The sequence below is a fragment of the Marinobacter bryozoorum genome (assembly GCF_023156245.1).
Lineage (GTDB): Bacteria > Pseudomonadota > Gammaproteobacteria > Pseudomonadales > Oleiphilaceae > Marinobacter > Marinobacter bryozoorum.
Genome location: NZ_JAKZAH010000037.1, coordinates 14853 through 36927, shown reverse-complemented (window position 1 = coordinate 36927; position 22075 = coordinate 14853). Strand labels below are relative to the sequence as shown.

Below are 22075 nucleotides of genomic sequence, written 5' to 3'. Positions count from 1 at the left end.
CGACATCACTGACAAAATAGGCCAGATGCCCCTCAGGCAGCCACTCGTTCAGGCTCGGGGGAAGAAGCAGTTCCTGGCCAGGCGAATACGGGCGGAAAGTGGTTCCCATCAGATTCTCCGGTGCTGAAGAATTTTTACGCATTATGCCAGAAGGTGTCTCCTGCCGCGCAGACTCCTAGGGTATACGGCTATTCGGTCAACGAAGGACGTATCGTACCCGAGGTCTCTGCAGTCGGGGTGGCGTTCCCTGTGCAGGGTTCTGCCGAGTATGCAGCGATCAGCGTCGCGTCTGTCACCTCCCGCATGAGTGAGCAACGCAGACTGGAGGTAGTGTCGATCATACGGGAGGAGGTAGACAACTGGCGTGGGCTTCAGGAATGAGATTCCTATCTTCTCACTATGCAATAAAAATTTACAGCATATTGATAAAAATTTGACGCTAGGCGCCCCCACCGGCTAATTTGTTTACGGATCTGAAATCTGAACTATGTTTGAAAACGAACCAAACAACAAAAAGCCAATGGAGATCCCTATGCCTTTTGCCAACTCTTCTCTGAAGAAAACACTGTCTGCCGCTGCCTTGGGGGCATCAGTCCTGTTCTCCGGGGCATCAGTTGCCCAGGAACTGCCGGATACCATGACCTGGTCCTCTTACGACGTCGGTTCGGCCGGTTACGCCGAAGCGTCTGCCATCGCCGATGCCTTTGGTAAGGAATACGGCACACGTATCCGGATCCAGCCATCTGGCTCTGCCATCGGGCGACTACAGCCGTTGCTGAGCGGCCGTGCTGATTACGCTTTCCTGGCCACTGAAACCTTCTTTGCTGCGGAAGGCATCCATGACTTCTCCACCCGTCGCTGGGGACCTCAGGATCTTCGAGCGGTCGCTGGCCGGCCTTCATCTTTCGGTATTTTCACCGCAGCCGACGCCAACATCATGAAGCTGGAGGATCTGAAAGGGTCCCGGTTCGCCTACGTCGCCGGCAACCCCTCCATCAACGTGAAATGCGATGCCTTCCTGGCATTCGTGGGCCTGACCCGCGACGACGTCGAAGCCATCATGTTCCCCACCTATGCCAACACGATGAGCTCGCTGGCCCGTGGTGAGGCTGATGCTTCCTGCACCACAACCACGCCCAGCCACGTCTATGAGCTGGCGGAATCGCCCCGTGGCATCCGTTGGCTCGACGTACCTAAAGACGACGAGGAAGGCTGGAAGCGCCTGCGCGAAGTAGCACCGTTTTTCCAGCCCTACACTGAAACAATCGGCGCTGGTATCAGTGAGGAAAACCCGGTCGACATTTTCGCTTACCGGTATCCGGTTCTGACCGTGCGCGCCGATATGGATGAGGATGCGGTCTACAACTATATCAAAGCGCTGGACGAAACCTATGGCATGTACAAGGATGCCACGGCAGCCATGCATCGCTGGGATCTTGAAGAGGCTGGCACACCGGCCATTGACGTCCCGTTCCACGACGGCGCCATTCGTTACCTGAAGGAAAAGGGTATCTGGACCGAGGAACACCAGGCCTGGAACGACCAGCGTACCGAGCGCCTCAACGCATTGATGGACGCCTGGCCTGAAGCGTTGGCCGAAGCTGAGGGCAAGAGCGATGAAGAGTTCGCCGAAATCTGGGAAGCTCATCGCACCCGCGCCCTCGAGTCCGTCAAGTAACCCTGCGATTCCCTCGCAAGGGCAGCCACCCGGCCGGGTGGCTGCCATTTTTTCCGGAGAAACCACGTCATGAGTGCTTCCACTTCCGCTGAGCAGGCGGCGCCTGCGCCTGAACCCAAGGCGGGACGTCTCAGGGGGGCCGGGTACTGGGTGGTTATACTGCTGGGTACCCTCGGCCTGCTTATGGCCATCAATCAGACTTTCAACCTGAAACTGTTGGGGTTTGAACCCCTTGGCAATGCCTATCTGTATTACCTGATCGGTATCTTTCTGGCAGCTGCCTATATCGCGTTTCCGGCCTGGAAGGGAGCGACCGGCAAGGTTTCCTGGTACGACTGGCCGCTGGCCATTCTGGCCCTGATCTGCGCCGGTTATCTGGGCTACCACGGCCTGACCATGATTAATTACGGTTGGGAGTTCGAGGCACCCACGGAAGCGACCGTCCTGTCGGGCATCCTCCTGGTGTTGATTCTTGAGGGTGTCAGGCGCTGTGGCGGTTGGCCGTTACTCTTCGTGGCCCTGTTCTTTGGAACCTATCCCCTGTACGCCGATTCCATGCCCGGATTCCTCTGGGGCAATCAGTACACCCTGCCTGAGATTATCCGTGCCCATGTTATTGGTGTGGAGAGTGTGATCGGCATTCCGATGCAGGTGGTTGCACAACTCGTGATCGGGTTTGTGGTGTTTGGTGCGGCGCTGACCGCCACAGGCGGGGGCGAGTTCTTCATGCAGTTCGCCACTTCCCTGATGGGTAAGAGCCGGGGTGGTCCGGCAAAAGTGTCGGTGCTTTCAAGCGGTATCATGGGCAGTCTTTCCGGCAGCGTTATCTCCAACATTCTGACAACCGGTCCCATCACCATACCGACCATGAAGAAGACCGGTTACCCGGCGCACTATGCCGGCGCAGTGGAAGCCTGTGCTTCTACGGGTGGTACGCTGATGCCTCCCGTTATGGGGGCCGTGGCCTTCATCATGGCGTCGTTCCTCGGTGTGCCTTATGCCGAGATCATGATCGCTGCCTTCCTGCCGGCACTGCTGTTCTATCTGGCACTGATCTTCCAGGTGGACATCTACGCTGCCCGGCGAGGCCTGAAAGGGCTGCCGGAGTCGGAGATTCCGAATCTGTGGGAGACCCTCAAGGACGGCTGGCCCTATCTGCTGGCCCTGTTCATGCTGATCTATATGCTGTTGGTGATGCGTCTTGAGGCCTATGCCCCCTACTATGCGACCGTTGTCCTGCTGGGCATCTCGATGTTCAAGCGTAACCACCGGCTGAACCTCAAGCGGGCGCTGGCATTCATGCAGGACCTGACCACGAGTGTGGCCAACCTGGTGGCTATCCTGGCGGGTATCGGCCTGGTGGTGGGTGGTCTTTCCTACACCGGCGTAGCGGGGGCGTTCTCGCGGGAGCTGTTGCTCTATGCGGACGGCAGTATCCCGTTAATGCTGATCGCCGGCGCCGTGACCAGCTTTGTGCTGGGTATGGGCATGACGGTGAGCGCCTGCTACATCTTCCTTTCCATCCTGCTGGCGCCCGCGCTGGTAAATGCGGGCCTCAACCCCTTGGCCAGCCACCTGTTCATTCTGTACTGGGGCATGCTTTCCTACATCACGCCGCCAGTCTCGCTCGCCGCGATCACCGCTGCGGGTGTGGCCGACGCCAAAGCCGGAAGAACAGGGGTCTATGCCATGCGTCTGGGCGGCATCCTGTTCATCCTGCCGTTCCTGTTTGTCATCAACCCCTCGCTCATCCTGCAGGGGGAAATTACCAAAATCATTACGTCAGCGTTCACGGCAATTACTGCGATCTGGTTGCTGTCCTCGGCGATGGAAGGCTACCTGTACCGGATCGGTGTGCTCGGCTGGCCGGCACGGATCCTGGTCCTCATCGCCGGGGGCTCGCTTATCTATCCTGAGTTGATGACGGACCTGATTGGTTTTGGCCTGGTAGCGCTGATCTATGTAAGCAGCCGCTTCCTCAATTTCCCGGCAGTGACCGTTGGTGGAAGTCGTTAAACACGTTTCAGTGATGGTGAATACATCGTGATTAATAAAATCGGTAACTCCATGGCGGAGGCAGTCTCCGTCGTCAAGGATGGCGATGTCGTCATGATCGGTGGTTTCGGCAGTTCCGGCATTCCGCTGGAGCTGATCGAGGCACTGCGACGTCATGCTCCGAAGGATCTGACCATTATCTCCAACAATGCCGGCGTTGCAGAAGAGGGCATTGCCTCCCTGCTGCGAGACGGTCTGGTACGCAAGATGGTGTGCTCCTTCCCCCGCTCGAAAGGGTCGGTATGGCTGCAGAAGCGTTACAAGGAAGGCTCTATCGACTTTGAGCTGGTCCCCCAGGGCACTCTCGGCGAACGCATCCGCGCGGCCGGTGCGGGCCTGGCAGCCTTCTATACGCCGACGGCCTACGGCACCCTGCTTGCGGAAGGCAAGGAAACCCGCGAGTTCAACGGTAAGGGGTATGTACTCGAGACCGCCCTGCACGCCGACGTTGCGTTGATCCGCGGGGAGAAAGGCGATGCCTGGGGCAACCTGACCTACAACACCGCCGGTCGCAATTTTAATCCGTCCATGGCCATGGCCGCGAAAACCACCATCGCCGAGGTAAAGCAAATTGTCGAGGTTGGTGATCTGGACCCGGAGGCCGTCGTGACGCCGGGTATCTTTGTGGACACCGTTGTCCTGCAGGAGGGGCTGCTCGATGCAATCGCTTAGTAAAGAAGATATGGCCCGCCGGGTAGCCCGCGACATCCCCGATGGCGCCTATGTAAACCTGGGGATTGGCATGCCGACGCAGGTAGCAAACTATGTATCTGACGACCGGCATGTGATATACCATAGCGAGAACGGCATACTCGGTGTGGGGCCCGCGCCGGCCCCCGGCGAGGAAAATCCGGATCTGATCAATGCCGGCAAGCAGTTCGTTACCTTGCTGCCGGGAGGCTGTTATTTCGATAATGCAGACTCCTTCGCCATGATGCGGGGCGGTCACCTGGATATTGCCGTGCTGGGTGCTTTCCAGGTGTCAGCCACCGGTGACCTGGCCAGCTGGGCGACCAATGATCTCAGCGAACCACCCGCCGTGGGCGGCGCCATGGACCTTGCCGTTGGTGCCCGTCAGTTGTACGTGCTGATGAAGCACTGTACCCGCGATGGCGAGCCCAAGATTCTGGGTGAGTGCGACTATCCGCTCACCGGCAAGGGCGTGGTTGACCGGATATACTCCGACCTGGCTGTACTTGATGTCACCGACGAAGGCTTGCGGGTAGTAGAACTGGTTGGCGACAACACCCTGGAACAGGTCCAGGCTGTAACGGGCGCAAAACTTCTGCCACCGGAGTCCTGAACCGTACCGCCGCTGTAAAGAATGGGCCATGGTTGGTACAGCAAACTGTTCCACCCGGCCCTGGAAGAGTCCTCCATGACACAGACAACTCCTGCCGGCCCGCTGATGCAGATACGGTCAGCGCTGGCCTATCTGGCATTGCTATGTGGTGTGTTATCGCTGGTTCCCGGCATGGCTGTGCTGGGTGCATCGGCTATTGTACTCGCGATCCTGCTGGGTTGGCGTGACCTGAGGCTGGTCGCCCGGGTCATCTTCGGGTTGTTGGTAGGCATGTCTGTGCTGGCTCTGATTGATGAGCCGGGCGCCCTGATGGACGGGGCCGTCAATATGACAAGGCTGACTGCGCTAATCCTGACGGTGATGCTGCTGTCCACCCTTCTGGGCCGCTCCAGGGACCTTGAGCGGATTTCCGCGAGCCTGTTCGCAGGCCGGCCAACGGTCCGCTATCTGAGCGTCACCTTTGGCACCACCGTGCTGTCAGTACCGCTGAACTTTGGCTCGGTCGGGGTGGTGTCGTCCATGATCGCCGGGCAGGTGCGGCGCCAGGGAGATTCCGCAATGGCCCGCAATGCCGCCCGGGGAACCCTGAGAGGGTTTGGCGCCTCACCAACCTGCTCTCCACTGTCCATATCCGTGGTCATGACGGTGACCTTTCTGCCGGGACTGCACAGCTGGCAGCTCATTTCCGTCAGCCTGCCCCTCGCCATCCTGTACCTGCTCAGTGGGCTGTTGTTCACAGAACGGGAAGCCAATGGCCCCTCTGCTGACGGCCAGGGCGCGGGTGGTCTGCAACGGTATCTGCCCTGGCTACGTTTCATGGCGATCATCGGTGCCATTTGCCTGGGCGCCTTCGTACTGAGTGGGCCGTTCGGCTTGAGCTATTCGAAGGCAGTGACACTGAGCTGTCTGGGCGCTGTCGGAGTGCTGTTCGTTCACTCGGTGACGGGCTCGTCTCGCGGCGGGGGCAACCCACTCCCATCAATGGCGCCGGTCAGTAATGAGCTGGTGATTGTGGGTGGCTCTGCGTTTCTGGGTGCCCTGATCAGCAGCTTTGCGCTGAAATGGCTGGGGGCCGGGTTCAGTCTGCCTGGCTGGGGTTATCCCGTTGTGGCTGCGCTCGTCCCCTGGGTTTTCTTCCTTGGCGGAATGGTTGGGCTCAATCCGATTGTTATCGGTACACTGACCGGTGGTGTGTTGGGGCCGATCTGGCTGCCGGACGCCGTGTTGGGGCTGGGTATCGGAATGGTATCTGGCTGGGGGATCACCACCGGTGGAACGCCCTATTCAGCCAATTCGTTGCTGATGGAGCGGGTCACGGGGTACTCCGCCAAGGTGGCGGCCTACCGCTGGAACCTGGCTCACTCCATTGTAAGTCTGCTGGTGGGTGGCCTGCTGGCCGCTGCACTGACCGCCTGGCTGGCGGGTTAGGCCTGCCAGCCAGCTTTTCCATGGGCGCCCATCAAGGTTTTGGCCCGCCCATCATGGTTTCCAGGTCCTTCGGGTTAGGCACGCCGGGCTTCATGGCGATTTTGCCCTCTGCATTCCTGTAAAAGGTGCTCGGCGTGGCCTGCAAGCCCAGGCTGCTCATCAGTTCACCATTGGCCATCACGTCATTGTAGGTCTGGCTGACGACGGACCTGTCCACTTCGATACCGCCCTCCTTGTAGTTATCGTGGTGCTCCCTGAGGGTCTTTTCCGGATCGTCCGCTGCAAGAATCGTTGCTGCCTTGGGCGCACTGTCTTCCTTCAGAATGCCGACCAGGATGTGGCGCAACTGTACCTTGCCGGCCTTGATCCACGGATCGGCCATCTCCCGGAACCGGTAACAGTAGGGGCAGTTGGGATCCGTAAAGGTATACAGCACAACCTCCGCATCATCGGAGCCGTCGGCAACCCAGTCGCTGTCTTCCAGCTTGCTCCAGGCTTCGGCGAAGCGCGGTTCCATCAACAGTTTCTCCACCTGCTGCTGGGAGATGTTGGTGCCGTCCTCCGCCAGCAGGGTACCGATGATCACATGCTTGCCGTCGGGGGTAAGGAATGCGGACATCGGGCGGCCCTGCATCTCACCCACGTAGCCCTTCATGCCGTTGGGTGCGTCGAACTCCCCCACAATGTCGGCTCCCCGGTCTTCGAGTTGCTGGATAGCCTTGGGGTAATCACCGGCAAAGACGGGACTGGCAAAGGCCAGTGCGAGCACGGTTGCGGCGAGGGTGACCGGCCGAAGCAGGGGTGTTGAATCCAGTCGAATCGACATAACGTTATAACTCCTCAGATATTCAGGTGGCTCATGACCCGAGTCTGAGCGGAGAGTTCCGCTGGTTCGATGACAAACCGGAAACAGGGCGTGAAGGGAGAGGTGGGGTACGGGGCGTGGTTGTCTGCCCCACGGGGTGTGGGGCAGACAGTTACGGGTTACTCTGCAGCCGCGCGGGCTTCTTCCAGCCAGCCGTCAAAGGTATCGCGGTTGGCCTTGATCCACAGGTCGGTGTGGCGAGCAATGTCTTCCTCGCTGTCTTCGCCGTTACGCATGGCCAGGTTCTGGGCGCTGATGTCGTTGGCGGACAGCTCCATGATCTCGAACAGCTTCGCCGCTGCCGGGTTTTCCTCGGCGAAGTCGAGGTTGGCGATGATGCGCTGGTCGTTGGGCATGAAACCGTAGTTGGTGCCATCCGGCAGCGCAGTGTCCACACCTTCCCGGTCGCCGGGCAGGGAGGAAAACGGCACTTCCAGCCATACCACGTCCTCACCCGGTACCATCACACCGCTTACCCAGTATGGCGTCCAGGTGTAGTAGAACACCGGATCACCCTGTTCAAAGCGAGCGATAGTGTCAGCGATGATGGCGGAGTAGGAACCCTGGTTATGGGTGATGCTGTCACGCAGCTCATAGGCGTCCAGGTGATGCTCGATCACTTCCTCGCAGCCCCAGCCGGGGGTGCAGCCGGTCAGGTCGGCCTTGCCGTCATCGTTGGTGTCGAACAGGGCCGCGATTTCCGGGTCCTTGAACTGCTCGATGCTGGTGATGTCGTATTCCTCGGCGGTTTCCTTGTCGATCAGGTAACCCTGCAGGGCACCGGAAGAGTAAACCCCCTCGCGGTAGATCTTCTCTTCACCACCGGCACGGTTGAAGAAGTTGGTGTGCAGCGGATCCCAGTGATCGGCCAGGAAGGTGCCGTCGCCGTTGGCAATGGCCACGTGGGCGGCAGCGTACTCGATCTCCTTGATGTCATTCACCTCATAGCCCAGTTCTTCCAGGGCGCGGGACACCAGCAGGGTCTGGAAGGTTTCCTCTGCAATGGAGCTCTTCAGGGGCTGCACTTCAATGCCTTCGCCGGGCTTATCCTGGGCCTGCAGCGCGAAGCTGGCCGTCAGGGTGGTGGCGGCAACCACGGATGCCAGTTGTTTTGTCAGGGAGGTTTTCATTTGGACGCTCTCCTAGGGATGAGTTTTCGAATGAGTGCCGCAGGCCCGCGATCATACCAGTGGCGGGTGCCGCGGCTGCGTGAATCCTGACCCAGGGACTGGGTAAGGCGGTCGAGGATGATCGCCAGCAGGACGATACCGAGCCCGCCGATCGTGGCCAGGCCCATATCGAGGCGACCGATGCCTCGCAGAACCATCTGCCCCAGCCCGCCGACGGCAATCATGGAGGCAATCACCACCATCGACAGTGCCAGCATCAGTGTCTGGTTCACGCCCGCCATGATTGTGGGCATGGCCAGTGGCAGCTGGACCTTGAACAGCAACTGGCGTGGGCTGGCGCCGAAAGACCGGGAGGCTTCGACCAGGTCTGATGGCACCTGCCGGATACCCAGGTTGGTCAGCCGGATCAGCGGTGGCAGGGCAAAGATAATCGTTACGACAACACCGGGCACGTTGCCGATACCGAACAACATCACGATGGGCACCAGGTAAACAAACGCCGGTGTGGTCTGCATGGCGTCCAGTACCGGGCGCATGGTGCTGGCAACCCGGTCGTTCCGGGCCAGCCAGACCCCGGTGGGCAGGCCGATAAGGATGCAGAAGAGCACCGATGTCAGCACCAGTGACAGGGTAACCATGGCTTCTTCCCAGGCACCGATAGCGCCCACCACCACCAGCGAGATCACGGTGCCGACAGCGAGGGTGCGGCTGGCAATCTGCCAGGCGATCAGGCCGAAAATGACCACGATGACCAGTGACGGGATGGCCAGCAGTGTCGATTCCACGCCGGTGAGCACCGCGTCCACCGGCAGGCGGATGGCCTGGAACACCGGACGGAAGTTGCCCACCAGCCAGTCCAGGCCGGTCTCAACCCAACTACCCAGGGGGAACCAGGCGTCGGCAAACGGGTCGAGGATATCAAAGTTGTCCTCGGGTATCGGTTCGCTGCTGGTCAGCCAGCTGTTGCCCCCGGCCTCGCCGGAGGTGTCCGACCGGGAGGAATCACCGCCCCAGGGATTGCTGTCCGAACTTTCCGTGCTGTTGTCGGAACCGGAGTTTCCCCAGGGGTTGGATGCCTCGCCATTGCCGGCTTCTGCCTTGTCACCGGCATCGCTGTTACTGGCCCATGGATTGGATGAGTCTGTCATGCTGCCTCTTTATCGTCTCTGTCCAGTGCCTTGAGCAGGATGGCCCGGGAAATCACGCCCAGGTAACGTCCGTCATCGTCCACCACCGGCAGGTGGACGCCGGAGGAGGCCACCTGGCCAATCAGCTCGCTCAGGGGTGTCTTGTAGTTCAGCGGCGGGGTCTCCAGGAACGCGTCACTCAGTTTGCCCTCCTGTTGTTCTGCCGCCAGCAGCGATTCCACCGAGACCACGCCGCGGAAGTGCTGATCGGAGGACACTACGTAACCATAGTCCTCGTCATGGCTGCGCAGACGCTCCTTGGCAGCGGTAATACCCGATCCCTCCCGCTCGATAATGGTGAGTGCCTTCTTGCGGGCAATGTCACCGGCGGTATAGATCGATGTTACGTCGACGTTGCGGAAGAAGGACCGGACATAGTCATTGGCCGGGTTCTTGAGGATCTCGTCCGGGGCGCCCACCTGGACCACCTTGCCGCCTTCCATGATCGCGATGCGGTCACCGATGCGCATGGCTTCGTCCAGGTCGTGGGAAATGAAAACCACCGTCCGCCGCGCCTCGGCCTGGAGCTTGAGCAACTCATCCTGCATTTCGGTGCGGATCAGCGGGTCCAGTGCGGAGAAAGCCTCGTCCATGAGCATGACTTCCGGATCATTGGCCAGCGCCCGGGCCAGGCCGACTCGCTGTTGCATGCCACCGGAAAGCTCGTCGGGGTAACTGTTGGCGACGTGTTCCAGGCCGACCTGTGACAGGGCCGAGCGCGCGCGCTGCTCCCGTTCTGCTACTGGCATGGAAGAGAGTTCCAGCCCGAAAGCGGCGTTCTGCAGAACCGTCATATGAGGCATCAGCGCAAAGGACTGGAACACCATGCTGATCTGTTTGCGACGAACTCCCCGCAGGGCTTCATCAGACATTTTGGCAATGTCCTTGCCGTTAAAGAGTATCTGCCCGGAAGTGGGTTCGATCAGCCTGTTGAGCAGCCGCACCATGGTGGACTTGCCGGAGCCGGACAGACCCATGATGACGAAGATCTCGCCTTCATGGATATCAAACGAGGCGTCGTGAACACCAATGGTCTGACCGGTTCTCTCGAAAATAGCGTCTTTTTCATAGCCCTGTTCCAGAAACCGGAAGGCGTCTTCGGGGTAGTCTCCGAAAATCTTGAAAACGTTCCTGATCGACAGTTTTGGCGTCATGTTTCGATCCCGATGGCGGTAAAACGTTTTTCAGGCTCCTCATTTCAGGTATATATGTCAAATTTGTAATAGTCCACTTTCCCATCCATCAGCCAACAGGAAAATCCTGTGGCTATTTCCATGTTGCTCTGTTAGTGTGCCCGCATCCTGCCTCTAAGGATCCGCATTTCCCGGCGTTACGCCTGCTTGCGACACCTTCATACGACCCGCCAGAGGACGTCCTCCCGATAACGGTGAGCGACTGTAGTCGTCTTATTTCCATGCACTGTCATGGCATCTGCCCGCGTTGATTACCGGTAAACCCCGGCGTTCGTGGAGGCAGAACAATCAAGAGTTTATCCAATATGAGTTTTTCTTCCCTCGGTCTTTCCGAGCAACTGGTCCGTGCAACCACCGACCAGGGTTATGAAACCCCGTCTCCCATCCAGGCCCAGGCGATTCCCGCCGTACTGTCCGGCAAGGATGTGATGGCCGCCGCCCAGACCGGCACCGGCAAGACTGCTGGCTTCACCCTGCCGCTGTTGCAGCTGCTTGGCGAGAAGCCCCGCGAAGGCAAGGGCCCCCGCGCCCTGATCCTGACGCCGACCCGTGAGCTGGCGGCACAGGTACACGACAGCGTGAACCTTTACAGCAAGTACGTACCGACGAAGGCCGCCGTGGTGTTTGGCGGGGTCAAGATCAACCCGCAGATGATGAAGCTGCGCAAGGGCCTGGACGTGTTGGTCGCGACGCCCGGTCGCCTGATGGACCTCTACCAGCAGAACGCCGTGCGCTTCAACGAAGTGGAAATCCTGGTGCTGGACGAAGCCGACCGTATGCTGGACATGGGCTTCATCCGCGACATCCGCAAGATCCTGGCGCTGCTGCCGGCCAAGCGTCAGAACCTGCTGTTCTCGGCGACCTTCTCCAATGAGATCCGCACCCTGGCCCAGGGCCTGCTGAACAACCCGGTACAGGTGGAAGTGGCCGCCCGCAATACCACAGCCGAGAAGGTCAAACAGTCTGTCTACCCGGTGGACCAGAGCCAGAAAAGCGCGCTGTTGAGCAAGCTGGTGCGGGACAATGACTGGGACCAGGTGCTGGTCTTCACCCGTACCAAGCATGGCGCCAACCGCCTCACCAAGAAGCTGGAAAGCGATGGCATCACCGCCGCGGCGATTCACGGCAACAAATCCCAGGGCGCCCGTACCCGTGCCCTGGCCGAGTTCAAGCAGGGGGATATCCGCGTGCTGGTAGCCACCGACATCGCGGCCCGTGGCCTGGATATCAAACAGCTACCCCAGGTGGTTAACTTTGAGTTGCCCAATGTGCCGGAGGACTACGTTCACCGTATCGGCCGGACGGGCCGTGCCGGCGAAAGTGGCCATGCCCTGTCGCTGGTAAGCGCGGATGAAGGCAAGTTGCTGGCGGGTATCGAGAAGCTGATCAAGAAGCAGCTGCCCCGCCAGGAAGTGGAAGGCTTCGAACCCCAGAACAACCTGCCGCTGAAACCCAAGGCCAAGGCCGACCCGAGCCGGGCCCGCAATCGTTCCGGCGGTGGTGGCAACGGCCGCAGTGGTGCAGGTCGCCCCGGTGGTCAGCGCCAGGCCAGCCCCGGTGCCGGTGGTCGCGGCCGTGGGCGTGGCCAGGGTCAGGGTCGTTCAGGGCAGCGTCAGTCTGCCTGATGTGATCTGAGCCCAGCTATTAACGAAGCCGTTTCCGGGTAACCGGGAACGGCTTTTCTGGTATCGGCTGGCGGAAAAAAGCGGGGTACCGGAATTCCGGCCCCCGCAAAGGGAGAACGCGACCGGCACCACCAGTCCAGGGTACCGGGCACGGTCGTCTCACACTGCCAATCAGAAGCTGTAGGTGAAGCCTACCATGTAGACCATGGGGTCGATTTCCACGTCGACCTTGGCGGTGCCGAGCTTATCGCCGTTTGCGCCATAGGCGTTGATATCAGCGGTAGTATCGATATCGGCGTACCAGACGCCTGCGTTAATGCCAAACTGGTCGCTCAGGCGGATGTCAACACCAATTTCGGCAGCCACACCAAAGCTGTCGTCCAGGTCCATATCAGTTGAGCTGACCACGCCGCCGCCGAGATAGTTATCGACCGCCCCGGTCAGCGTGTCACTGGTTTCTTCCTCGAAGAAGATGGTGTAGTTCACGCCCACGCCGATGTAAGGCTGGATCTTGTGACTGCTGTGCAGCGGGTAATACTGCAGTGTCAGAGTCGGGGGCAGGTGCTTGGTGCTGCCGAGATCAGCCGCCTTGGGCAGGCTGCCGGAACCGTAGAGGTTGTGCTGGAACGGGGTTGCGGCCAGCAGACTCAGGGCGAAAGAATCGGTCATCATCCAGGTGGCGGACAGACCAAGCTGGGTATCGGAATCGACACCCACTTCCCAGCCCTCGTCGGCAAGGCCACTTCCGGCGAGGCTGACGTGATCGCTGGACTCATTCGGGTCGACGGTAACAGCACCGGCGCGAACAATAATGTCACCAGCCTGATAGGCCTGTGCGGAGCCTGCTGCGAGCAAGCCGGCGGTGAGGATACCCAGGGTGAATTTGCGGGACATAGAAATGACTCCTTGACCAAAAGTTGTTGACGGGCCAAGGCTACACCGGTGGTGGCAAAGAGAATTGATCTAACGCAAGGGATGCCGGGGGCTGTGGGGAATGCGAACAGAAGATTGACCCAGCTCAAAATGTCCGGATCGGACCAAAAGCTCGGGCGGAGAGGGGGTCAGGCCTGCTTCTTGTCGTCCTGGGGATCTTCCTGCACAAACACGTCGCGGACGGACAGGGGGTTACCTTCAGCGTCCTGTACTTCCAGCTGGCGGATCGGCTGGCCGGTGCGCCTGTCCCGGAGATCCAGCGGGGGCTTTTCAGGGCAGGGGTTGTACTTGTCGCCCCACTGGCGCAGGGCGATCACCACCGGGAACAGGTCCCGCCCCTTGTCAGTCAGGCGGTATTCGAACCGTGGGCCATGTTCACCTACGTCCACCTTGCGCAGTACGTCGTTGTCCACCAGGCGACACAGGCGATCTACCAGGATATTGCGGGCAATGCCCAGCTCCTGCTGGAAGTCCACAAAACGGCGGGTACCGTACATGGCCTGCAGCACAATCAGCAGCGACCACCAGTCACCCACTTCATTGAGCGCACGCGCAACCGAACAACTTGAGTCGTCAAAACGTTTTCTGGCCATGGTTAAATTGTACCCAACAGGGTTGCAAACTGAAACCGGATTTAATAAGGTTTCGAAATGAAACCAGATTTCCGGGCTCGCCCCGATCACCTTTTTACTGCAGGAGTGATACCCCCATGTCCATGAATCTCGGCCCTCTGTTCGAGCCGTTTGAAGTGAAGTCCCTGAAGCTGGCCAACCGCGTGGCCATGGCTCCCATGACCCGGAATTTTTCCCCGGGCAACGTGCCTAGCGATGATGTGGTCGCCTATTACAAGCGCCGTGCCGAAGGCGGCGTTGGCCTGATCATTACCGAGGGTACCACCGTCAATCACCCGGCGGCCAACGGCTACGAGAACGTTCCGTTCTTCCACGGCGAGAAGGCACTGGCGGGCTGGAAGAGGGTCGTGGACGCTGTGCACGAAGCTGGTGGCAAGATCTTCCCCCAGTTGTGGCACGTGGGCGCGGTGCGCAAGGAAGGCATGGAGCCGGATCCTTCAGTACCGGGCTACGCGCCTTCCGGGATGAACCGTCCGGGCAAGGTGGTCTGCAAGGTGATGACCAAGGAGGACATCCAGGATGTGGTCAAGGCCTTTGCCGATGCGGCCGCCGACGCCAAGGCCATCGGCTGCGATGGCGTGGAAGTCCACGGTGCCCACGGTTACCTGATCGACCAGTTCTTCTGGGAAGGCACCAACCAGCGGGACGACGAATACGGTGGCAGCATGGCCAACCGCCAGCGCTTTGCCATCGAGATCATCCAGGCTATCCGTGAGAAGGTTGGCCCGGATTTTCCCATCATGCTGCGTTTCTCCCAGTGGAAGATGCAGGACTACGGCGCAAAGCTGTGCCAGACCCCCGAAGAGCTGGACGCCTTCCTCAAGCCCCTGGCGGACGCCGGAGTGGATATCTTCCACGCCTCCACCCGCCGCTTCTGGGAGCCGGAGTTCGAAGGTTCCAGCCTGAACCTGGCCGGCTGGGTGAAGAAGCTGACTGGTGTGCCCACCATGTCTGTCGGCAGCGTCGGCCTCACCGAAGACTTTATCGCCGGCACCTTTGCCAGCAAGAAGGAAGCGGTAGAAGACGCCGGTATCGACGAGCTGATCGAACGTATGAACAACGACGAGTTCGATCTGATTGCCGTCGGCCGCGCGCTGCTGCAGGACCCGGAATGGCTGGTCAAGGTGAAGGAAGGCCGGGCCGATGACGTCGAGCCGTTCCGCAAGGCGTCTCTGGGCGAACTTTACTGATAACCGTGTAAACAGGGTGGCACCCGTCCTATGCGAACGGGCGCCCCTGTGTTTCAAGCGGCAGGGCTCAGTCGGTGGATTTCCAGGCGCCAAAGGAGCCCAGGAACACATCCACCTTGCTGAACCCGGCCCGCTCCAGCACCGAGGCGGCAATCGTCGCCCGGGCACCGCTGGCGCACATCACCGTGTAGTGCCGGTTTTTGTCCAGCTCGTCTGTTTTGTCCGCCAGTTCCCCGGCATAGATATGGACAGACCCTTCGATAGCCTCCTCTTCATATTCCGTCTTGCTGCGTACGTCCAGCAACTGCCAGTCGTCCGGCGGGTTCCGGAAGCGCTCCCGGATATCGTCCACGTGCATCACCGGCAGGGAGTGGAACGGTAGACCTCGGGCTGACCATTCCGGCATGTCGGTGGTGAGGAAGCCGGTAAGGTTGTCCAGGCCGATGCGTACCAGGTGCTGTGCGGCTTCGCGAGCCTGGTCGGGGTCTGACACCACCAGCACCACCGGCTGGCCAGGCTCGATGTACCAGCCGGCAAAGGCCGGGATCATTGGCGCCGGAATGGCCAGGCTGCCGGGCAGGTGCGCCCCGAGAAACGCACTGACAGTGCGCGCGTCCACGATGGCGGTCTCCCCGGGTAGCTCGCGGAATTCTGCCGGTGACAGTGGCCGGGGTGTTATGACCCTGGGGGCCGGTTCGGCCCCCGTCAGGTTGAGCTTTTCCATCAGCCGGAAGTAGGGCGGCTGGTAGTGATGTTCGGCGAGCTTGGCATCAATGAATTTGTTGCGGGATGATATTCTGAGCATATCGTTGTACTTGCGCTCATAGCCCAGGGACGAGAACTCCCGGTCCGCCATGTTGTCGCCGCACACCGAGCCGGCCCCATGGGCGGGATAGACCAGGGCCTGGTCGCCCAGCTTCAGGATTTTCTGCAGGCTGTCGTACAGCAAGCCGGCCACTTCCCCGGCCCGGTCCGGGTAGAAATCCGTACGCCCCACATCGCCTATAAACAGCGCATCCCCGGTGAATACACCTACCGCATCCTCACCGAATTCTGTGTCGTACACGGCAAACGACAGGCTGTCGTCGGTATGCCCCGGTGTTTCCAGAACCTGCACCCTGAGATTGCCGAACTCGAAGGTGTCACCCTCCCGGGCGGTGTCGGCGTAGGCAACATCACCGGCGGCATTGGGGCCGTGGAGCACCCGGGCGCCGGTAAGGTTGGTCAGTATGGGCGCACCGGAGATCAGGTCCTCATTACGGTGGGTTTCGAAGATGTGGGTGATGCGGCAACCGGCCCTGGCCGCCTCTTCCACATAGATCTCGCAGTCCCGGCGCGGGTCGACGACAAAGGCCTCGCCGTCATTCCCCACAAGCCAGGACAGGTGGGACAGGCCTTCGGATTTGATCTTCTGGATGAACATGGGACCTCCTGCTGAAGTGACAATACCTGTTATCAGGGGTAGCACAGATCAGCAGAAGTGTGAGGGGCCAGCGGATTACGATTTGGTCAGTGGTGGCCCTCGTGAGGGTTCTTGCCCGAGCCCATGGCCCAGTGATGGGCCTGGTGGTGGTTGCCGTAAGCCATCAGGCCGATATAGCCAAGGCCGTTAATTATAGCGGTGTCGTCGGGATCTTCGCTGGTGGTCGTAATACGGAACTGGTCCCCCTGGCGACCGACGATCATTTCCCATCCGGTTTCCCGGCGAAGCTGTTCCGGATGCGCAGAAAGCACCCTCTCCAGGGCTTCGTCCGCACGGGTGGTCAGGGGGGCGACCACCAGGGTCACACCGTTAGGCATTCGCCGTTGGTCCACGACCTCGACGTTTTCGGCAATGTCTTTCATATCCAGCAGATGCTGGCGCAAACCTTCCAGGTCGACCTTGCTCCAGTCAGTATCCGGGTCTTGCTGAAGGCGTCGGATGACCTCCTGAACGGTGGCGAAGATTGAATTTCCGGCCTCCGTCAGTTCGCCCTGCTCCATGGCGTCGTGGTGTGGCCCCTGGTGGATGTTATGGTGCGGGTGCTCCTGGGCGGAGGCCGGCAGGGCCAGGATGCACAACAGCAGGCTCAGGGTGGTTTTTCTCATTATTCGCTCACTCCGCGGATTGTCTGGTTCGGTTGTGACGTCAGGTCCTGACAGTAGTTCCATACGTCACGTCCCGCAAACTGGGCCAACCCCGGCCCGGTCGCAGCAGCCTCCAGCGGGGGAGGCAGCGACGATTCCGGTCAACGGATGTAAAAGCCGTGTAAACCCCGGTATTCGCCCTACTATGGCTCCACCGCATTACCGATAATCCATCCTGACTTAACAGACCATGAGTGAGGATGGAACATGGCAACGCCGGTAACGGGCGGGTGGTACAAGCGGTTGGGTGGTTTCCTGCTATTAGTGCTGGTCATTGGTGCCCTGGTTGCCGGCTGGTGGTATGCCAGCCGGCCGGCTGCACAGCCCTCATTGTTGACGGTTGCGGTGGAGCGGGGTGACCTGGAAGACCTGGTGACGGCCACCGGCGTTTTGCAGCCCCGGGACTATGTGGATGTGGGGGCCCAGGTATCAGGGCAGCTGGAAGTCATCCATGTGGATACCGGTGACCAGGTCCGCAAGGGCGACTTGCTGGCGGAGATTGACCCCACGGTGTACACCGCCCGGGTCGATGCCACCCGGGCCCAGTTGCGCAACCAAAAGGCGCAGCTGATGGAACGTGAGGCCCAGCTCACCCTCGCGCAGATCCAGCACCGCCGGCAGCAGAACCTGCTGAAAGAGGAAGCCACCAGCCGTGAAGCGGCCCAGGTGGCGGAGGCCACGTTGCGCTCCGCCCGCGCCCAGATTGAAGCCATCAGCGCCCAGATCCAGCAGACCGAATCCACCCTGCGGGCGGAGGAGGCGAACCTGGAGTACGCCAGGATCTACGCCCCCATGGACGGCACCGTGGTCTCCATCGAGGCCCGCCAGGGGCAGACCCTCAACACCAACCAGCAGGCCCCCGTGCTGATGCGCATTGCCGACCTCTCCACCATGACCGTGGAAGCCCAGGTGTCAGAAGCGGATATCGGCAAACTGCGAACCGGTATGCCGGTGTATTTCACCACCCTCGGCAGTCAGCAGCGCCGCTGGGAAAGCACCCTGGACCGGCTGGAACCCACACCCACCGTGGAAAACAACGTGGTGCTCTACAACGCGGTATTCGAGGTGCCGAATGCCGAAGGCCGCCTGATGACCCAGATGACGGCCCAGGTATTCTTCATCAACAACGCCGCCAGGGACGCGTTGCTGGTACCGGTAACCGCGCTGCAGCAACGGGGACCACAGGCCACCGTCCAGGTGGTGGGTGACGACGGTGAGCCCCGTGAGCGCCAGGTAACCGTGGGCGTCACCAACCGGGTGCAGGCGGAAATCCTTGATGGCCTTGAGGAGGGCGAGCGGATTGTCAGCAGTCCGCGATCCGCGGGCGGGCAGGGCGATGACAGCCGTGCCCGGCGCATGGTCGGCATGAGGTTCTGACCGTGACCACACCGCTGATCGAATTGCGGGACATCACCCGCACCTATTACAACGGCGACATCGCGGTACCGGTGCTCAGGGGCATTAACCTGAGCATCCGCCGTGGCGAGTTCGTTGCCATTATGGGCGCCTCCGGGTCTGGCAAATCCACCCTGATGAACATCCTCGGTTGCCTGGACCGGCCCACCAGCGGTGCGTACCGGTTTGATGGCGAGGACGTCTCTGCCCTGGACAGTGACGGGCTCGCCCGCCTGCGCCGGGAAGCCTTCGGCTTCGTGTTCCAGAGTTACAACCTGCTGCCCGGCATCTCGGCCTGCGAGAACGTGGAAATGCCCGCCAGCTACGCCAGCCTCAAACGAGGGCAACGGCAGGACCGGGCCAGGGAACTGCTGGTACGGCTGGGACTGGATGAACGTATGGACCATCGCCCGGGCCAGCTCTCGGGCGGCCAGCAGCAACGTGTTTCCATCGCCCGTGCCCTGATGAACGGTGGTGAAATCATCCTGGCGGACGAGCCCACCGGGGCCCTCGACAGCCAGAGTGGCCGGGAAGTCATGACCCTGCTGCAGGAACTCTCCGACGAAGGCTACACCATCATACTGATCACCCACGACAGCAAGGTGGCGGACCACGCCCACCGGCGCATCGAAATCGCCGATGGCCAGATCATCAGTGACCCGGGCCCGGATGACGCGAGCCAGTCTCGCCCCCTGCAACGACAGCCCCTGCGACACGCGCCTTCTGTTTTCCGGGAGCTATACCAGGGCGCCCGTACGGCCCTCAAGTCCATGACCGGTAACCTTTTCCGCACAGCGTTGACCCTGCTGGGCATCGTTATCGGCGTCGCCTCGGTCATCACCATGCTCGCCATCGGCGACGGCGCACGGGAACAGGTGGTCGACCGCATCAGTGCCATGGGCAGCAACCTGCTGCTGGTTCGCCCGGGTGCGCCGGGGCAACGACGGGGCAGCTGGAACATCGCCACCCTGGTTCCGGAAGATGTGGACGCCATCAACACCCTGCCCAACATCACCGCAGCGATACCTGAACTCACCGGCAGCCAGACCCTGCGCTACAACAACGCGGACCATCAGGCAGAGGTTAACGCCACGTCGTGGCAGTTCCCGGTCGCCCGCCAATGGCCGGTGGCTCACGGCAGCTTCTTTGATCAGCGCGACGAAGGGGAATACGCGCCAGTGGCCGTACTGGGCAAAACCGCGGCGGACGCACTGTTTGGTCAGCAGGACCCGCTTGGCCACTACGTCCTGATGAATAACGTGCTGTTCCAGGTGGTTGGTGTAATGAGCGAGCGGGGCGCTTCACCCATGGGCCAGGACCAGGACGACGTGGTGTTTGTGCCCTACACCACCGGGAGCATGCGCCTGTTCGGCCAGCGCCATCTGCGCAACGTGACCATCGCCGTGGACGATACAAGCCTGATGGACGAGGTGCAGGCCCAGGTGCATCAGCTGCTACTCCAGCGCCACGGCGTGGAGGACTTCCAGATCCGCAATATGGCCTCGCTCATCGACACCGTTTCTGAAACCCAGGACACCTTCACCTGGCTGCTGGGCTCTGTGGCGGCCATATCGCTGCTGGTAGGCGGCATCGGGGTGATGAACATCATGCTGGTAAGCGTCACCGAGCGGACCCGGGAAATCGGCGTTCGTATGGCCACCGGCACCCGTACCCGCCATATCCTGCAGCAGTTCCTGCTCGAAGCCCTGGCGGTGTCGGCCCTTGGCGGGTTGATCGGCGTCGCGTTGGGACTGGGGGCGGCGGCCACGATCAGTGAATTGGGAACACCGGTCAGCTACTCACTGCTGCCGGTGGTGCTGGCCTTCAGTTGCGCCTTCGGTACCGGCCTGCTTTTTGGCTACCTGCCTGCCCGCAAGGCCTCGCGGCTGGATCCGGTCACGGCGCTGGCGACGGAATAGGGGAACCTGGATGGTAAATGCATTGATCAAAACGGTATCGGTCACCGGGCTTGTCCTTACCCTCGCGGGCTGCGCCACCACAACGCCCGTTGAGCGACCCGGCGTGCAGGCGGGTGACCAATGGAATGAGCCGGTTATCGCGTCAGCCCAGGCACCGGACGAACAATGGTGGCAAGCCTTCGAATCGCCACAGCTGGATCGCCTGATCGAACAGGCCTTCGCGCGCAGCCCGGACCTGGCCGCGACCGCCGAGCGGGTCTTCCAGGCGGAACAGCAGGTGCAGGTGGCCGGCAGCAGCCTGTTTCCGTCAGTGAATCTCAGTGGCAGTACGGGCGAACGCTCCACCGATAACGGCGACGGGAACAGCCGCAGCGAATCCACCTCAGCCAGCCTGAACGTCAGTTATGAACTGGACCTCTGGGGCCGGCTGGCGGCCTCAAGGAATGAGGCACAAGCCAGCTACCAGGCAACGGCGTTCGAGTACGATAGCGCGCGCCTGTCCCTGGCCGGCAGCGTCGCCACCACCTGGTTCCGCCTGATGGCGCTGGACGAGCAGTTGCGGGTCGCCCGGGAGAACCTGGCCATCGCCGAGCGCACCGAAGACATTGTGGACGCTCGCTATCGCAACGGGGCGGCCAGTCGCGCCGAGTTGCTGCGCCAGCAGACTGAAGTGCTCAATCAACGGGCCAGCCTTGAGCCCGTTTCACTGGAATACCGACAGACCCGCGCTGCCCTGGCCGTACTGATCGGGGTGTCCCCGTTGGGTTTCGAGATTACTGGTGAGGCGCAGTCATTGGTGGACCTGGCACTCCCCGCCGTCGACGCGGGATTGCCGTCAGACCTGCTAACACGTCGCCCGGACCTGGCCAGTGCGGAAGCGCAGCTGCAGGCTGCGGATGCCAACCTGGTCCAGGCCAGGGCCGCCTGGCTGCCGTCGGTGTCCCTTGGTCTGAATGCTGGTGCCAGCACCGCAAACCTGGCGAGCCTGGCCAATCCGGTGGAAACCCTGGGCTGGACCCTTAACCTGGCCCAGAACCTTTTCGATGGAGGGACTCGGGATGCCCAGGCCGCCATCAGCGAGTCCCGCCGACGCGCCCTGGTGGAGGATTACCGCAGCGCGATACTCGCTGCCCTGCAGGAAACAGACGACGCACTGGATCGCCTGCAGACCAGTCAACGCCGGGAGGCCTTGCAAAGGACAGTGAGTGAGCGGGCCGAGCGCACCCTGGAGCTGACCGAGTTGCGTTATCGCGCCGGCAGTGATGAACTGCTGACCCTGCTGGACGCCCAGCGAACCCTGTTCCAGACCCGGGACCAGCTGGTCCAGTTGCGCCTGGCCCGACTGCAGGCGACCGTCCATCTGTACAAGGCCATCGGTGGAGGCTGGGAGCAGAAAGATGAATAAGGGTTCATTT

General features: G+C 61.0%; 18 protein-coding genes. 10 read left to right on the top strand and 8 right to left on the bottom strand.

The window, feature by feature from the left end; all coding sequences use genetic code 11:
• Window positions 1–532: 532 nt before the first annotated feature.
• The 5 genes from MLC59_RS16120 to MLC59_RS16100 all read left to right on the top strand — a co-directional run bounded on the left by MLC59_RS16120 (window position 533) and on the right by MLC59_RS16100 (window position 6464).
• Entirely contained in the window at window positions 533–1678 is a 1146-nt protein-coding gene (locus MLC59_RS16120; protein WP_248236421.1) for a TAXI family TRAP transporter solute-binding subunit, read from the top strand.
• 69 nt (window positions 1679–1747) lie between these two features.
• Window positions 1748–3694: a TRAP transporter permease gene (locus MLC59_RS16115; protein ID WP_248236419.1), complete on the top strand. Its 1947-nt coding sequence runs from the start codon at window positions 1748–1750 to the stop codon at window positions 3692–3694.
• A 27-nt stretch (window positions 3695–3721) separates the two neighbouring features.
• Complete coding sequence (locus MLC59_RS16110) at window positions 3722–4405, top strand: 3-oxoacid CoA-transferase subunit A (RefSeq protein WP_248236417.1); 684 nt, start codon at window positions 3722–3724, stop codon at window positions 4403–4405.
• Complete coding sequence (locus MLC59_RS16105; RefSeq protein WP_248236410.1) at window positions 4392–5036, top strand: 3-oxoacid CoA-transferase subunit B; 645 nt, start codon at window positions 4392–4394, stop codon at window positions 5034–5036. Before MLC59_RS16110 ends, MLC59_RS16105 begins: the two co-directional genes overlap by 14 nt.
• A gap of 75 nt (window positions 5037–5111) precedes the next feature.
• Window positions 5112–6464, top strand: a complete 1353-nt coding sequence (locus MLC59_RS16100) for a hypothetical protein (protein ID WP_248236408.1) — start codon at window positions 5112–5114, stop codon at window positions 6462–6464.
• Window positions 6465–6495: 31 nt separating this feature from the next.
• Here MLC59_RS16100 and dsbG read toward each other — a convergent pair whose 3' ends face one another.
• The 4 genes from dsbG to proV all read right to left on the bottom strand — a co-directional run bounded on the left by dsbG (window position 6496) and on the right by proV (window position 10800).
• Window positions 6496–7290, bottom strand: coding sequence for a thiol:disulfide interchange protein DsbG (gene dsbG / locus MLC59_RS16095; RefSeq protein WP_248236406.1), 795 nt, complete (start codon window positions 7288–7290; stop codon window positions 6496–6498).
• A 158-nt stretch (window positions 7291–7448) separates the two neighbouring features.
• Window positions 7449–8459, bottom strand: a complete 1011-nt coding sequence (proX, locus tag MLC59_RS16090; RefSeq protein ID WP_248236405.1) for a glycine betaine/L-proline ABC transporter substrate-binding protein ProX — start codon at window positions 8457–8459, stop codon at window positions 7449–7451.
• Window positions 8456–9607 (bottom strand): glycine betaine/L-proline ABC transporter permease ProW, encoded by a 1152-nt coding sequence (gene proW / locus MLC59_RS16085; RefSeq protein WP_248236399.1) that lies wholly within the window; start codon window positions 9605–9607, stop codon window positions 8456–8458. The genes proX and proW overlap by 4 nt, the downstream gene beginning before the upstream one ends.
• On the bottom strand, window positions 9604–10800 hold the full coding sequence (gene proV / locus MLC59_RS16080) for a glycine betaine/L-proline ABC transporter ATP-binding protein ProV (RefSeq protein ID WP_248236397.1): 1197 nt from the start codon (window positions 10798–10800) through the stop codon (window positions 9604–9606). Before proV ends, proW begins: the two co-directional genes overlap by 4 nt.
• A 344-nt stretch (window positions 10801–11144) precedes the next feature.
• On the opposite strand from proV, the gene MLC59_RS16075 reads away from it, so the two are divergent.
• On the top strand, window positions 11145–12464 hold the full coding sequence (locus MLC59_RS16075) for a DEAD/DEAH box helicase (protein ID WP_248236391.1): 1320 nt from the start codon (window positions 11145–11147) through the stop codon (window positions 12462–12464).
• A gap of 171 nt (window positions 12465–12635) precedes the next feature.
• Here the strand turns inward: MLC59_RS16075 and MLC59_RS16070 are convergent, their stop codons facing one another.
• Both MLC59_RS16070 and MLC59_RS16065 read right to left on the bottom strand, forming a co-directional pair.
• A complete protein-coding gene (locus MLC59_RS16070; protein ID WP_248236386.1) occupies window positions 12636–13358 on the bottom strand; it encodes an OmpW/AlkL family protein in 723 nt (240 codons plus the stop codon).
• Between the two features lie 167 nt (window positions 13359–13525).
• Window positions 13526–13990 (bottom strand): winged helix-turn-helix transcriptional regulator, encoded by a 465-nt coding sequence (locus MLC59_RS16065; protein ID WP_248236385.1) that lies wholly within the window; start codon window positions 13988–13990, stop codon window positions 13526–13528.
• Between the two features lie 116 nt (window positions 13991–14106).
• Between MLC59_RS16065 and MLC59_RS16060 the strand changes: the two genes are divergently transcribed.
• Complete coding sequence (locus MLC59_RS16060) at window positions 14107–15219, top strand: NADH:flavin oxidoreductase (RefSeq protein WP_248236383.1); 1113 nt, start codon at window positions 14107–14109, stop codon at window positions 15217–15219.
• 67 nt (window positions 15220–15286) lie between these two features.
• Here the strand turns inward: MLC59_RS16060 and MLC59_RS16055 are convergent, their stop codons facing one another.
• Together MLC59_RS16055 and MLC59_RS16050 are read right to left on the bottom strand one after the other, a co-directional pair.
• Entirely contained in the window at window positions 15287–16642 is a 1356-nt protein-coding gene (locus tag MLC59_RS16055) for an MBL fold metallo-hydrolase (RefSeq protein ID WP_248236382.1), read from the bottom strand.
• An 86-nt stretch (window positions 16643–16728) separates the two neighbouring features.
• Window positions 16729–17307: a hypothetical protein gene (locus tag MLC59_RS16050; protein WP_248236380.1), complete on the bottom strand. Its 579-nt coding sequence runs from the start codon at window positions 17305–17307 to the stop codon at window positions 16729–16731.
• Window positions 17308–17553: 246 nt separating this feature from the next.
• Here MLC59_RS16050 and MLC59_RS16045 point away from each other — a divergent pair, with 246 nt between their 5' ends.
• Genes MLC59_RS16045 through MLC59_RS16035 form a run of 3 tightly spaced genes read left to right on the top strand, consistent with a single transcriptional unit; the run spans window position 17554 to window position 22065 of the window.
• Window positions 17554–18723 (top strand): efflux RND transporter periplasmic adaptor subunit, encoded by a 1170-nt coding sequence (locus tag MLC59_RS16045; RefSeq protein ID WP_248236374.1) that lies wholly within the window; start codon window positions 17554–17556, stop codon window positions 18721–18723.
• Window positions 18724–18725: 2 nt separating this feature from the next.
• Window positions 18726–20660: a MacB family efflux pump subunit gene (locus MLC59_RS16040; protein ID WP_248236372.1), complete on the top strand. Its 1935-nt coding sequence runs from the start codon at window positions 18726–18728 to the stop codon at window positions 20658–20660.
• Between the two features lie 10 nt (window positions 20661–20670).
• Complete coding sequence (locus MLC59_RS16035) at window positions 20671–22065, top strand: efflux transporter outer membrane subunit (RefSeq protein WP_248236371.1); 1395 nt, start codon at window positions 20671–20673, stop codon at window positions 22063–22065.
• Window positions 22066–22075 lie beyond the last annotated feature (10 nt).

Excerpts from the sequence above, each read along its gene's own strand:
- dsbG (WP_248236406.1), bottom strand. The coding sequence starts at position 7,290 with ATGTCGATTCGACTGGATTCAACACCCCTGCTTCGGCCGGTCACCCTC.
- MLC59_RS16105 (WP_248236410.1), top strand. The coding sequence starts at position 4,392 with ATGCAATCGCTTAGTAAAGAAGATATGGCCCGCCGGGTAGCCCGCGAC.
- MLC59_RS16035 (WP_248236371.1), top strand. The coding sequence starts at position 20,671 with ATGGTAAATGCATTGATCAAAACGGTATCGGTCACCGGGCTTGTCCTT.
- proV (WP_248236397.1), bottom strand. The coding sequence starts at position 10,800 with ATGACGCCAAAACTGTCGATCAGGAACGTTTTCAAGATTTTCGGAGAC.
- MLC59_RS16100 (WP_248236408.1), top strand. The coding sequence starts at position 5,112 with ATGACACAGACAACTCCTGCCGGCCCGCTGATGCAGATACGGTCAGCG.
- MLC59_RS16050 (WP_248236380.1), bottom strand. The coding sequence starts at position 17,307 with ATGAGAAAAACCACCCTGAGCCTGCTGTTGTGCATCCTGGCCCTGCCG.
- MLC59_RS16060 (WP_248236383.1), top strand. The coding sequence starts at position 14,107 with ATGTCCATGAATCTCGGCCCTCTGTTCGAGCCGTTTGAAGTGAAGTCC.
- MLC59_RS16070 (WP_248236386.1), bottom strand. The coding sequence starts at position 13,358 with ATGTCCCGCAAATTCACCCTGGGTATCCTCACCGCCGGCTTGCTCGCA.
- MLC59_RS16115 (WP_248236419.1), top strand. The coding sequence starts at position 1,748 with ATGAGTGCTTCCACTTCCGCTGAGCAGGCGGCGCCTGCGCCTGAACCC.
- proW (WP_248236399.1), bottom strand. The coding sequence starts at position 9,607 with ATGACAGACTCATCCAATCCATGGGCCAGTAACAGCGATGCCGGTGAC.
- MLC59_RS16075 (WP_248236391.1), top strand. The coding sequence starts at position 11,145 with ATGAGTTTTTCTTCCCTCGGTCTTTCCGAGCAACTGGTCCGTGCAACC.
- MLC59_RS16120 (WP_248236421.1), top strand. The coding sequence starts at position 533 with ATGCCTTTTGCCAACTCTTCTCTGAAGAAAACACTGTCTGCCGCTGCC.
- MLC59_RS16055 (WP_248236382.1), bottom strand. The coding sequence starts at position 16,642 with ATGTTCATCCAGAAGATCAAATCCGAAGGCCTGTCCCACCTGTCCTGG.
- MLC59_RS16045 (WP_248236374.1), top strand. The coding sequence starts at position 17,554 with ATGGCAACGCCGGTAACGGGCGGGTGGTACAAGCGGTTGGGTGGTTTC.
- proX (WP_248236405.1), bottom strand. The coding sequence starts at position 8,459 with ATGAAAACCTCCCTGACAAAACAACTGGCATCCGTGGTTGCCGCCACC.
- MLC59_RS16065 (WP_248236385.1), bottom strand. The coding sequence starts at position 13,990 with ATGGCCAGAAAACGTTTTGACGACTCAAGTTGTTCGGTTGCGCGTGCG.